Below are 13,198 nucleotides of genomic sequence, written 5' to 3'. Positions count from 1 at the left end.
ATTGATGAGTGCTATCGACAAACCCGCTTCTCCGCGCCTGCGCGAACACCGTGCCGCCATTGATCGTGGCATGAGCCGTGATCGTGGCCGCTTGCTCGGCCTGCTGTCGCGCTACCAGTCCAAACCGGACGATGCCGGCGTGGCGGCCGCGTTCGAGCAGGCCCTGCAGGCATCCGTGCAGCGCCGTCAGGCACGCGCGCAGCATCAGCCAACAATCAGTCTGGACGACAGCCTGCCGATTGCGCGTGAAGCCGAGCGCATCACCGCGCTGATCCGCGACCACCAGGTCGTCGTGATCGCCGGTGAAACCGGTTCGGGCAAGACCACCCAGCTGCCGAAGCTGTGCCTGGCGGCGGGCCGCGGCCAGGCCGGCATGATCGGCTGCACCCAGCCGCGACGGATTGCCGCACGTGCGGTGGCCACCCGCGTCGCGCAGGAGCTGAAGTCTGAGCTGGGCACCACGGTTGGCTACCAGGTACGCTTCACCGACCGCGTCGGCGATGACACCCGCATCAAGTTCATGACCGACGGCATCCTGCTGGCGGAAATCAGCAGCGACCGCTGGTTGTCGCAGTACGACACGATCATTGTCGACGAAGCGCACGAACGCAGCCTCAACATCGACTTCCTGCTCGGCTACCTCAAGCAGCTGCTGCGCAAGCGCCCGGACCTGAAGCTGATCGTCACCTCGGCGACCATCGATACCTCGCGTTTCGCCCAGCATTTCGACGATGCGCCGGTGATCAGCGTTGAAGGCCGCACCTTCCCGGTGGAAGTGCGCTACCGCCCGTTGGAAGGCGAGTCCGGTGGCGAGGGGGGCGACCGCGATGGCGAGCGCACCGTCAATGAAGCCATCGTGGCGGCGGTGGATGAAATCACCCGGCTCGACCCGCGTGGCGACATCCTGCTGTTCTTCCCCGGCGAACGCGAAATCCGCGATGCGCACCAGGCGCTGGAGCGGCGCAAGTACCGCGAAACCGAAGTGCTGCCGCTGTATGCGCGGCTGTCGGTGAAGGACCAGGACCAGGTCTTCAACCCGGGCGGCAAGCGTCGTATCGTGCTGGCCACCAACGTGGCCGAAACCTCGTTGACCGTGCCGCGGATCCGCTATGTGATCGATCCCGGCCTGGCCCGGATCAAGCGCTACAGCCCGCGCCAGAAGCTGGACCGGCTGCATATCGAGGCGGTGTCCCAGGCCAGCGCCAACCAGCGCAAGGGGCGTTGCGGGCGCGTCTCCGAAGGCATCTGCTACCGGCTGTATGCGGAAGCGGATTTCCAGTCGCGCGCTGAATTCACCGATCCGGAGATCCGCCGCTCCAGCCTGTCCGGGGTGATCCTGCGGATGCTGCAGCTGGGCCTGGGCCGGATCGAGGACTTCCCGTTCCTGGAAGCGCCCGATGAGCGCGCCATCGCCGATGGCTGGCAGCAGCTCGGTGAGCTGGGTGCGGTGGATGCCGAGCGCCGGCTGACGCCGGTCGGCCGCCAGATGGCGCGCCTGCCGGTGGACGTCAAACTCGCCCGCATGCTGGTGGCCGCACAGGCCGCCGGCTGCCTGCGGCCGATGCTGGTGATCGCCTCGTTCCTGGGTATCCAGGATCCGCGCGAGCGCCCGCCGGAGGCGCGCGGGGCGGCCGACAACGCGCATGCGCTGTTCGCCGATGGGCGCTCGGAATTCGTTGGGGTGCTGCGCCTGTGGGATGGCTACCGCCAGGCCCATGAAGACCTCACCCAGTCCAAACTGCGCAGTTGGTGCGAGCGCCATTTCCTCGGTTTCCTGCGCATGCGCGAGTGGCGCGAGCTGCACCGCCAGCTGCGCCTGCAGTGCGAGGAACTGGGCTGGACCGAAGAGGCCGCCGAGAACGCGATGGCACCGCTGCTGGCTGGCTCGAGCGCACCGGCGCCGGCGCGCGATGACGAAGCCAAGGCCAAGGCCACCCGTGGCCAGCTGCACCGTGCGGCGCGATTGGCCCGCGAGGGCAAGGCTGAACCTGCGCCCGCGCCAGCCCAGGGGGCGCCGGAAGCACCGGCGGCCCATGCCACGCGCGACAGTTTCAGCGAACGCGTCCGCGCGGCGGCGTACCAGAATCTGCACAAGGCCCTGATCGCCGGCCTGCCCACGCAGATCGGCCATCGCAGCGACAAGGGCGATTTCCTCGCCCCGCGTCAGCGCCGTTTCCTGCCGTTCCCGGGCTCGGCGCTGGCCAAGAAGCCGCCGCCGTGGCTGCTGACCGCCACGCTGCTGGATACCCAGAAAATCTGGGGCCTGACCAATGCCGCGATCGAGCCGGACTGGGTCATCGCCGAGCTGCCGCACCTGCTGCTGCGCAAGCACTTCGACCCGCACTGGTCGCGCGCGCAGGGACAGGTGCTGGCGTCGGAGCAGATCAGTCTGTTCGGGCTGGTGCTGGCGCCGAAGAAGCCGGTGCACTTCGGCCGCATCGCGCCGGGCGAAGCGCACGACATCTTCGTGCGCCAGGGCCTGGTGACCGGTGAGATCAACACCCGCGCCAGCGTGATCGCCGACAACCTCAAGGTGCTGGAACAGGCGCGCGAAGAGGAAGCCAAGCTGCGCCGCGCCGGCATCGTCGCCGATGACGGCTGGCAGGCGCGCTGGTACCTGGACCGGGTGCCGGCGGAGATCCATTCGGCCACCGCGCTGGATACCTGGTGGAAGGCACTGACGCCGGACAAGCGCCACGCGCTGGCCTGGACGCTGGCCGATCTGTTGCCGGGCGAGGGCAGTGATGCCGAGCGCTATCCCAAATACCTGCCACTGGGCGATGCACGGCTGGCGCTGCACTACCGCTTTGAACCGGGCAGCGACGACGATGGCGTGAGCTTGGATGTGCCGCTGCACCTGCTCAATGCACTGGATGCGGCACGGTTGTCGTGGCTGGCGCCAGGCTTCGTTGCCGACAAGGCCTCCGCGCTGATCCGCAGCCTGCCCAAGGCGATGCGGCGCAACTACGTGCCGGCGCCGGATTTCGGCCGCGCGTTCGCTGAAGCATTCCCGGACCCGAGCGCGGACGACATCCGTGGCGAGCTGGCGCGTTTCCTGTCACGTGCCACCGGTGCACAGCTGGCCGCCACCGACTTCGACGACGCCGCGGTGGACTCGCACCTGCACATGAACCTGCGCCTGTACGACGCCGACGGCAAACTGCTGGCCAGTTCGCGCGACCTGGACGGGCTGCGCGCGCGTTTTGGCGCGAGCGCCGGCGATGCGTTTGCCGCGCGTGCGGGCCGTGCGCTGGCCGTCGATGGGCTGCGTGACTTCCCGCCCACGCCCATTCCGCTCCAGGTGCCGGGCGAGGCCGGGGTGCCGGCCTATCCGGCGCTGGTGGACGAGGGCGAGACGGCCGCGTTGCGGATCTTCGCCGATCGCAATGAAGCGGCCGAACAGCATCCACGTGGCGTGCGCCGCCTGCTTGAGATCGCCCTGGCCGACAAGGCCAAACAGGCGCGCAAGCAGCTGCCGGTACCGCCCAAGACCGGCCTGCTGTATGCCGCGATTGAATCGCAGGAACGCCTGCGCGGCGATCTGGTCGATGCCGCGATGAATGCCGAGCTGGACGAAGGGCTGGGCGAGATCCGCGATGCGGCCACGTTCGCCAAACGCCGTGATACGGCGGGCAGGCAGTTGTTCGGCGAGGCGATGGCGCGGCTGAAGCTGGCCGAGAACATCCTGTCGCACGTGGCCGAACTGAAGCCGCTGCTGGCCTCGCCGTTGATGGGCTGGGCCCGCGGCAACCTGGACGACCTGGAGCAGCAGTTGGCGGCACTGGTGCATCCCGGGTTCCTGCGCGAAACGCCGGCCGCCGCGTTGGCGCAGTTCCCGCGCTATCTGCGCGCGATGATCCTGCGCAGCGAGCGCGCCAAGCGTGATCCGCCGCGTGACCAGGCACGCATGCTGGAGCTGCGGCCGTTCATCGATGCATTGGCCGAGGCCGAGGCGCGCGGGCTGCGGCAGCGGCCGCAGTGGCAGGAACTGCGCTGGGACCTGGAAGAACTGCGGGTGTCGCTGTTCGCCCAGGAGCTGGGCGCCAAAACCGGCATTTCCGCCAAGAAGCTGGCCCAGCGCGTGACGGCACTGCGCCAGGCCTGATCCGGATCACCCCGTGCCGTTGCCGGCACGGGGTGCCGCACTCACTTGACCCGACGCACCTTGGCGCGGGTGTTGACGCCCTTGACCTGCATGTACCAGACCCCGGCGACGCCGGGGGTCATGGCCACCTCGGCATCGGTCTTGCGTACGCCGGCCAGGCTGGTGTCGTCGGTCTGCTCCCATTCCTGAGCGTTGGCCAGCACGTACTTGCGGCCCTTGCCGAAACCGCGGAACTCGCCGGGCAGCACGCTGGCGATCGGCTCCTTGCTGCCGAAGTCGAAGAAGCCGCGGTTCTTCACGATCACTTCCTGGCGGCCTTCTTCGCGGGCCTGCTCACGGACCTGCTCACGCACGTCGGCCGCGACGGCGGCGACCTTGCCCTGCAGCCAGCTGTTGAGTGCGGCCAACTCGGCCGGCTTGAGCTTGTCCAGCCCGGCGGCCTTGAACTCGGCCGGGCTCATCTGCTGCTGCAGGTCGCCGTCGACCACGCGCTGGGCCAGCGCAGGAGCGGACAGACTCAACAGGACGGCCGCACTGGCCAACAACCGTAGACGGGAAAAGCGCATGGAAGGTCTCCTGGATGTGGCCGCAGTGTAGGGCCAGATGGCGCGGCGTGGGGAGCCCGCCGGCACCGTCAACGCATGCGCCGGCATGGGCGTGGCATGAGCATATGCTGCCGATCGTGGCGGTTTTGATTGTCCATCCGCGACCACGGCGCTAGTCTGGGAACCTCTATCTTGCCTGCACGATGCTGTGAACCGCGCTTCTGTCCCCGGCCTGGATGCCTTGTTGAACCGACCCTCGGCGGCGTCGCTGCCACCTGCGCTGCGCGAGGCGCTGCTGCAGCGCTGGCAGCTGCCCGAGGCCGATCCGCAGATGCACTCCAGCTGGTCGGTGCTGGCCGACACACTGGACGCGCTGGCGCTGTTGTCGGCCGATGAGAGCGCGTTGCTGGCCGCCTTGCTGTTCGACCTGCCGTGGCTGCGCGAAGGCCTGGACGGGTTGTTGCTGGGTGCATTGAAGCCAGCGGTGGTGGGTTTGCTGGAGGGCCAGGATGCGGCCGACCAGGTGTGGGCGCTGCACGCCGGCCGCGATGCCGGGCGCAACAGCGAAGGCCTGCGCCGGTTGCTGCTGTCGATCATCCAGGACCTGCGCGTGGTGCCGATCCTGCTGGCACGGCAATTGGCGCGCATGCGCGGCGCCGATCGCCTGCCCGAAGAACAGCGGCGTGCGCTGGCCCAGCTGACCCGCGACATCCACGCGCCGCTGGCCAACCGGCTGGGCATCTGGCAGTTGAAGTGGGAGCTGGAAGACCTGGCGTTCCGCCACCTGGAACCGGACACCTATCGCCGCATTGCGCGCGAAGTGGACGAGACCCGCTTGGCGCGCGAGCGCTATGTCGAATCGGTCAAGAAGGTGCTGCTGCGCGAACTGCAGGCGCAGGGCATCGCGGCCGAGGTCAGTGGCCGCCCGAAGCACATCTACAGCATCTGGCGGAAGATGCAGAAAAAGAAGCTGGCCTTCGAGCAGCTCTATGACATCCGCGCGGTGCGGGTGATGGTCACCGACGTGGCCGCCTGCTATGCCGCGCTGGGCGTGGTGCATTCGCTGTGGGCGCCGGTGCCGAGCGAGTTCGATGACTACATCGCGCGGCCCAAGGCGAATGACTACCGCTCGCTGCACACCGCGGTGATCGGCCCGGAAGGGCGCACCATCGAGGTGCAGATCCGCAGCCATGACATGCACGCGCAGGCCGAACTCGGCGTCGCCGCGCATTGGCGCTACAAGGAAGGCAGCAAGGGCGCGGAGAAGGCGTTCGATCGCAAGATCACCTGGATGCGGCAGCTGCTGGAGCACTCCCAGGAGGGTCATGGCGGCGAGCTGGCCGGTGCGCTGGATGCCGAACTGACCGAAGACCGTGTCTACGCGCTGAGCCCCAAGGACGAGGTCATGGACCTGCCGCAGGGGGCCACGCCACTGGATTTTGCCTACCACGTGCACACCATGGTCGGGCACCGTTGCCGTGGCGCCAAGGTCAATGGCCGCATCGTGCCGCTGACCTACCGGCTGCGCAGCGGCGACCGGGTCGAAATCCTGACCGCCAAGGAAGCCGACCCGCGCCGCGACTGGCTGCTGGTCTCCAACGGCTTCCTGGCCAGCAACCGGTCGCGCGAGAAGGTGCGCAGCTGGTTCCACAAGCTCGACCGAGCCCGCAACGTGCAGGCCGGGCGCGACCTGCTCGACCGCGAGTTGAAGCGGCTCGGTCTGCAGCACGCCGACCTCAACATCGCAGCGAAGAAGTTCCATGCCGACAGCGTCGATGACCTGTACATCCAGGTTGCGCTCGGCGACACCGGCCCCAACCAGGTCAGCCGTGCCCTGCTGGAGGCCGAGCGCGCCGCCAGCCAGCCGGCCGTTCCGGCACTGCCGCGTCCGACCGCGCGTCGCGACAGCCTGGGCACGTCCAAATTCACCGTGCAGGGCGTGGGCAACCTGCTGGTGCAGCTGGCACGCTGCTGCCAGCCGGTGGCCGGCGAGCCGATCGTGGGCTACCTGACGCGTACCCGTGGGGTGACCGTGCACCGCACCGACTGCGCCGCGCTGGCGCGGCTGGCGGCGGCCAGCCCGCAGCGGATCCTGCCGGTGGAGTGGGGCCAGGCCGGGGGCGGCTATGAAGTGGACGTGGTGGTGGAGGCGGTCGATCGCCGCTGGCTGCTCAAGGACATCACCAACCTGATCGCACAGGAGGATGCCTACGTGCTGGACATCCACAGCGACAACGTGCGCAACAGTGGCCGTGCGCATCTGCGGCTGCGGTTGAAGGTCAGCGACTACGGCCAGCTCTCCACCCTGCTGGGCAAGCTGGACGCATTGCCGGGTGTCAGCGAGGCGCGACGCCTGGGCTAGTGCGTCGCGCGCTCACTCGATTGCAACCCGCAGCCACTATCCTTGCCGCATGAGCCAGGATGCCGACCACCACGACAGAGCGCACGATGCGCTGCAACGCGTCCGCCGCGAGGGACGCTGGTGGTGGTTGCAGGCCCGCCACGCCAAGCGCATCTGGCGCTGGGCGCTGCTGGCCGCCGTGCTGTTGTTCGTGGCCCTGGTGCTGTTGCGCCGGCCATTGGCGAACTGGTTCTGGAACGAGCCGCAGATCGAGCAGCTGCTCGACCGCGGCGACCATGCTTTGGCGGCCGGTCGACTGAGCGCGGCCAACGGCACCGGCGCGCGCGAGTGGTACCAGGCGGCATTGGCATTGGACGGTGACCGCAGCCAGGCCCGCACCGGGCTGGCCCGTACCGGGCAGGCCGCGCTGCAGCAGGCCCGCGATGCACTCGATGCCGGTCAACTGGATGCGGCCCAGGCCGCGTTGGCACTGGCGCGTGAGCTGCAGGTGCCGCAGCGCGACGCCGATGCGGTGGCACAACAATTACGCGAACGCCACAGCGGCGGGGGTGGGCTGGGCGTGCTGCTCGGCCGCGCCGAAGCCGCGTTGCAGGCGCAGCGCCTGGACGGCAGTGAAGACAGTGCCTTGCCCTTGTTCCAGCAGGCGCTGGTGCTGGCACCTAATCACCTGCGCGCCTTGGAGGGGCGCGAGGACGCCTTGTCCGATCTGCTGCAGCAAGCCCGTGATGCGGCAGGCGGTGGCGATGTGGCCCGAGCCGCGGAGCTGGTCCAGCGCGCGCGCGGCTTCGATGCCGGCCATGTCGACCTGCCGGCGACCCAGGCGGCATTGAACCAGGCGTTGGAGCAGCGCCAGCGGGAAGGCGAGCAGGCCCTGCAGCGGCGCCGCTGGGATACTGCGGCGGCCGCGTTCCAGGCGGTGCTGCAGGCGCTGCCCGACGATCCGGCCGCGCGTGCGGGGCTGCAGCGGGTGATCGAGGCGCAGCTGGCCAGTGCCACCCGGCTGGCCGGCGACTTCCGTTTCGAACAGGCCGAGCAGGCCCTGCACAGCGCCCAGGCGTTGGGCGCATCCGAGCGTGCCGTGCAGGGCGTGCGCGCGATGGTAGTGCAGGCGCGGCAGGCCCAGCAGGCGTTGCGTGCGCCAGCGTCGCCGCGCGGCCAGCGTGCGCGCCAGCTGCGTGAACTGCTGGTCCGCATCGACGAGGCCGAGGCGCGCGGTCAGTTCCTGACCCCACCCGGGCGCAGCGCCTATGACGCGCTGCGTGCGGCGCAGGACCTGGCCGCCCAGGATCCCCGAGTGGTCGCCGCGGCCCGCCGCCTGCTACCCGCCAGCCGCCGTTGTTTTGAAGACGGGCTGCGTGAGAACCGGGTACAGGCGGCCGGCGCCTGTCTGGACGCCTGGCAGACCCTGGCCCCGGCGGAATCGGCGCTGACCCCGGCGCGGCAACGGCTCGGCCAGCGCTGGCTGGCCATCGGCAGCGAGCGTCTGGGCCGCGGCGACGTCGCCTTCGCGCAGACGGCGCTGCAGCAGGCCCGTCAGTTGGGTATCGCGGCCACGGCCAGCGAGTACCAGTCGTTGCAGCAGCGGCTGCGCGATATCGATGGTCCCCCCTGAGCGGGGTACGGGGCTCGGCTATAGTAGGCGGTCCATTCGACCCTGGACCCGGCATGACCGTTCTCGTTTCCGGCGCGACCAGCCAGATTGGCCGCTTCCTGCTGCCGCGCCTGGCCCAAGCCGGCACGCCGGTGCAGGCGATCAGCCGTCAACCGCAGCCAGCTCAAGCGGGTGTGCGCTGGCTGACCGGCGATCTGGATGCCGCGCTGCCGGCCCGCGCCGGGAACGCCTGGCAGGCCATCGTCAGTTTCAGTCCGCTGGAGCGCTGGGTCGCCTGGTTGGCACGCCAGCAGGTGGCCCCGGCAGCAAAGATCATCGCCACCAGTTCGATGAGCGTGCTGACCAAGCAGGGCTCGGCGCAGACCGACGAACTGGCCGTGGTCGAGCGCCTGCAACGCGGTGAACATGGCCTGGCTGAACAGGCCGCGCGACTGGGGATGCAGTGGACGATCCTGCGCCCGACGCTGATCTATGGCGCGGGCATCGACCGCAGCCTTACCCCGATCGTGCAGCGCGCGCGACGCCTGAAGGTGTTCCCGATTCCGATGGCGCGCGGCCTGCGCCAGCCGGTGCATGCCGATGACATCGCGCAGGCGGTGATCGCGGCGTTGAACACGGAGGCGGCCGCCGGCCAGGTCCTGGAAATCGGTGGCGGTGAACGCCTGGAGTACCAGCAGATGTTCCGCCGGGTGCATGCCAGCCTCACCGACTGGACGCTGCCGCTGATCGTGCCGGCGCCCGCACTGCGCCTGCTCGCGGCCGTGGTGCCGGCCGCGCGTGGGCCGGTCTCGCGGCTGGAGCAGGATCTGATCGCCTACAACGCGCCGCTGCAGACGCTGCTGGGGATACAGCCACGGCCGTTCCAGCCGGCGCCGTCGGCGTGGCAGCCGATGACGCCGGCGCAGGCGCGCGAACGCATCGCCGGGAACCCGCCCTGATGCATGGCCGGCCCTGCTACGATGCCCGCGCCCTACCGCACGTGAGTTCCTGTTGATGTCCAGTGCCCGTTCCGAGCAGGCTGCGGCGCCCCGCGTCGGCGTCGCGTTGTGTACCTACAACGGCGAGGACTACCTGCAGGCGCAGCTGGACAGCCTGCTGGCGCAGACGGTGGCGGTGGATGAAGTGGTGGTCGGCGATGACGGGTCCAGCGATTCGACCCTGGCCATTCTTGCCACGTTTGCGACCCGCGCCGAGGCGCTCGGTCTCCGCGTCGAGGTGGTGCAGCATCCACGCAATCTCGGCTATGTGCAGAATTTTTCCGACGTGCTGCAGCGCTGCCGCGCCGAGGTGCTGTTCCTGTGCGACCAGGACGATGTCTGGTATCCGGATCGCGTGGAGACCTATCTCGAGCGGTTCGACGCCGACCCGACACTGATGCTGTTGCACAGCGACGCACGGCTGGTGGATGCACACGGTGCGCCGATCGGGACCGGCCTGCTGGACGTGCTGTGCGTGCATCCGGCCGAGGTGGCGCTGGAACGCTCCGGGCTGGCGCTGGATGCGATCCTGCTGCGCAACTTCATCACCGGCGCCACCTGTGCGTTGCGCCGTTCGCTGCTGGAACAGGGGTTGCCGATCGCCCCGCGCTGGAGCCACGACGAATGGCTGGCGGTGATCGCCTCGCTGCAGGGCGGGCTGGACATGCTGCCCCAGCCCACCATCGACTACCGCCAGCATGGCGGCAACCAGATCGGCGCGACGCGGCGTTCCTTCCTGGTGCGGGTGCGTGGACTGGATCTGCTCGATGCGCAGAGTCGCCAGCGCACTGCTGAGCGGCTGCAGGCATTGCAGGCGTTGCTGCATGAGCGCGGTGTGCAGATTGCACCCGCACCGCTCCAGGGCCTGCCAGCAGTGGCATGGCGCATGGCCTGGTCGCGCCTGCGGATGTACCGTCGCGCGGACGTTCGATGGGCCTGGATCGCCCATGATGCGCCGCGGCTGGTGGCACGCATTGCCAATGCCTGCCTTGCGGGCGGTGGCTGGCGTGGGCTGCGTGCCGCCTGCCGCGGCGCCTGGGCGGGCTGGCGTGGACGCGGTTTGATCTGATTGAACTGGGGTGAAACGCGGGAGCGGCGGCCGCCTGCTGCTGCGGTGGCTGCGTTAGACTCGCCAGAATTTACTTTCCAGCATTCCCGTGCCCCGACGCTACGATTCCGACGACATCGACGATTTCGACGACGACACCCAAAGCCGCTGGCCGCTGTGGCGGCGTCGGCTGATCACCTGGGGCATGGCCGCGTTCGCGCTGTCGCTGGGCTTCCTGATCCCGTATACGGTGTACCTGAACAGCCAGGTGACGCAGCGCTTCGGCGAACTGCGCTGGCAGATTCCCACCCGTGTCTACGCGCGGCCGCTGGCACTGGCGCCCGGCGTGGCGATGGACGCACAGACGCTGAAGACAGAACTGGCCGCGGCGGCCTATCGCGATGATGGCGTGGGCAAGTCCGCCGCGACATACAGCCAGGAGGGCGGGCGCTTCCTCATCGCCAGCCGTGGCTACAGCGACGTGGATGGCCGGGTCGCCCCGCGCCGGGTCGAACTGAGTTTGTCTGGCGGGCAGGTCGCCTCGCTGCGCGACGCCGACAGCCGCAAGGCGTTGAAGGCCGCGCGGCTGGATCCGGCACGCATCGCCACCCTGTACGGGCAGAAGCAGGAAGAACGCCGGCTGGTCCGCATCGAAGAAACCCCCGAGCTGCTGGTCACCGGTCTGCAGGCGGTGGAGGACAAGGACTTCAATCGCCACCACGGTATCGATCTGAGCGGCATCGCCCGCGCGATCTGGGTCACCGTGCGCTCCGGCGGCCAGAGCCGCCAGGGCGCCTCGACCCTGACCCAGCAGCTGGCGCGCAGCGGCCTGCTGGGGATCGGCAAGGAACAGACCGTCACCCGCAAGTTCAACGAAGTGCTGTACGCGCTGATCATGGAAGCGCGCTACGACAAGCGCACCATCCTGGAGGCCTACCTCAACCAGGTGTACCTGGGCCAGCGCGGCAGCCAGGCCATCCACGGCATGTCCTCGGGTGCTGAATTCTGGTTCGGCCGCGATCTGTCCTCGCTCAACACCGAGCACGTCGCGCTGCTGATCGGCCTGGTCAAAGGGCCGTCCTACTACGACCCGCGACGCAACCCGGAGCGCGCGCTGGACCGGCGCAACTTCGTGCTCGGCAAGCTGCACGAAAGCCAGTTGATCGACGATGCCGAGTACCAGCGGGCACTCAAGGCACCGCTGGGCGTGCCGAAGACCCCGGGCCTGATCGCAGCCAACCGCTTCCCGGCCTACGTGGACCTGGTGCGTCGCCAGCTGGGCCATGACTACCCCGAGTCGGTGCTGCAGGGCGCCGGGCTGAGCGTGATGACCGGCATGGCCCCGTCGGCGCAGGCCTACGCGGAAGGTGCGGTCACCAAGACCATCAAATCGCTGGAAAGCAAGCGTCGTCCCGAGCTGCAGGCCGGGCTGGTGCTCACCGACGTGCACAACGGCGATGTGCTGGCCGTGGTCGGCAGCCGCGACGTGGCCGACCCGGGCTTCAACCGCGCCATCGAGGCGCAGCGGCCGGTCGGCTCGCTGCTCAAGCCGTTCGTGTACCTGCTGGCGTTGGCGCAGCCGGACCGCTACTCGCTGGCCAGCTGGGTCGACGATTCGCCGGTGACGGTGCAGTTGGCGCGTGGCCGCAACTGGTCACCGGGCAATGCCGACAACCGCAGCCATGGCACGGTGCGGCTGATCGATGCGCTGGCCCATTCCTACAACCAGGCCACGGTACGCGTGGGCATGGACGTAAAGCCCGAGCGGGTTACCCAGCTGATCCACGTGCTGGCCGGAATCAAGGCCGAGCCGAATCCGGCGGTGATCCTGGGGTCGACCGACCAGAGCCCGTATGCGATGGCGCAGCTGTACCAGTTCCTCGCCTCCGGGGGTGAAATCCAGCCGCTGCATGCCGTGCGTGGCGTGCTGGACCCGCAGGGCAAGCTGATGAAGCGCTACGACAAGACCCCGGCGCCGGCCCAGGAGGGCGACTCGATCGCCGCCAACCTGATCAGCATCGGCCTGCAGCAGGTGGTCGCCAGTGGTACCGCGCAGCGGCTCAACGCTGACGGCTTGGGTCGCCTGCAGCCGGCCGGCAAGACCGGCACCACCAACGATGGCCGCGACAGCTGGTATGCCGGTTACACCGGTGACCACCTGGCTGTGATCTGGATGGGCAACGACCAGAACGAACAGGCCGGCCTGTACGGCGCCACCGGTTCGATGCGGGTCTGGTCGGGTATTTTCCAGCGCTTGCCCAGTGCGCCGTTGAAGGTCAGCAGCAAGGGCCTGGACTGGCAGTACGTGGAGGCCAGCGGCACCGGTACCACCGATGAAACCTGCCCGGGCGCGCGCCGCTTCCCGTTCGTGGTCGGCTACGCGCCCGCCTACGTGCCGTGCGCGGCCCCGACCGCGCTGCCGGAAGGCGAGGGTGGCCAGGCCGATGGCGAAGGCGGCGGCTGGCGCAGCTGGTTCGGCCTGGACAAGAAGCCCGAGCCGGCCGCAGAAGCCGCGCCGGCGGCGGCAACCCCTTCTCCTGCACGATGAT

The 13,198-nt window shown here is 69.1% G+C and carries 7 protein-coding genes; 6 read left to right on the top strand and 1 reads right to left on the bottom strand.

The genetic code is table 11. The features are described 5' to 3' along the window. The first annotated feature begins 4 nt into the window (after positions 1-4). Positions 5-4,105, top strand: coding sequence for an ATP-dependent RNA helicase HrpA (gene hrpA / locus AC3IPM_RS14720; protein ID WP_489300729.1), 4,101 nt, complete (start codon positions 5-7; stop codon positions 4,103-4,105). A gap of 41 nt (positions 4,106-4,146) precedes the next feature. Here hrpA and AC3IPM_RS14715 read toward each other — a convergent pair whose 3' ends face one another. After that, positions 4,147-4,671 (bottom strand): hypothetical protein, encoded by a 525-nt coding sequence (locus AC3IPM_RS14715; RefSeq protein WP_489300728.1) that lies wholly within the window; start codon positions 4,669-4,671, stop codon positions 4,147-4,149. Positions 4,672-4,846: 175 nt separating this feature from the next. Here AC3IPM_RS14715 and AC3IPM_RS14710 point away from each other — a divergent pair, with 175 nt between their 5' ends. From AC3IPM_RS14710 to mrcB, 5 genes are all read left to right on the top strand, one after another. Next, positions 4,847-7,012 carry a RelA/SpoT family protein gene (locus tag AC3IPM_RS14710; RefSeq protein WP_489304163.1) on the top strand — a complete coding sequence of 722 codons (2,166 nt, stop codon included), beginning with the start codon at positions 4,847-4,849 and terminating at the stop codon, positions 7,010-7,012. Between the two features lie 49 nt (positions 7,013-7,061). Beyond that, positions 7,062-8,624 carry a hypothetical protein gene (locus AC3IPM_RS14705; RefSeq protein WP_489300726.1) on the top strand — a complete coding sequence of 521 codons (1,563 nt, stop codon included), beginning with the start codon at positions 7,062-7,064 and terminating at the stop codon, positions 8,622-8,624. A gap of 53 nt (positions 8,625-8,677) precedes the next feature. Then, a complete protein-coding gene (locus AC3IPM_RS14700; protein ID WP_489300724.1) occupies positions 8,678-9,562 on the top strand; it encodes an SDR family oxidoreductase in 885 nt (294 codons plus the stop codon). Positions 9,563-9,617: 55 nt separating this feature from the next. Further along, positions 9,618-10,670: a glycosyltransferase family 2 protein gene (locus AC3IPM_RS14695; protein WP_489300723.1), complete on the top strand. Its 1,053-nt coding sequence runs from the start codon at positions 9,618-9,620 to the stop codon at positions 10,668-10,670. Between the two features lie 88 nt (positions 10,671-10,758). Then, entirely contained in the window at positions 10,759-13,197 is a 2,439-nt protein-coding gene (gene mrcB, locus AC3IPM_RS14690; protein WP_489300722.1) for a penicillin-binding protein 1B, read from the top strand. Position 13,198: the final 1 nt, after the last annotated feature.

This window comes from Stenotrophomonas sp. GL_111, from assembly GCF_057835245.1.
The sequence above is the reverse complement of the archived record's forward strand: the minus strand, read 5'-3'. Positions and strand labels throughout refer to the sequence as shown.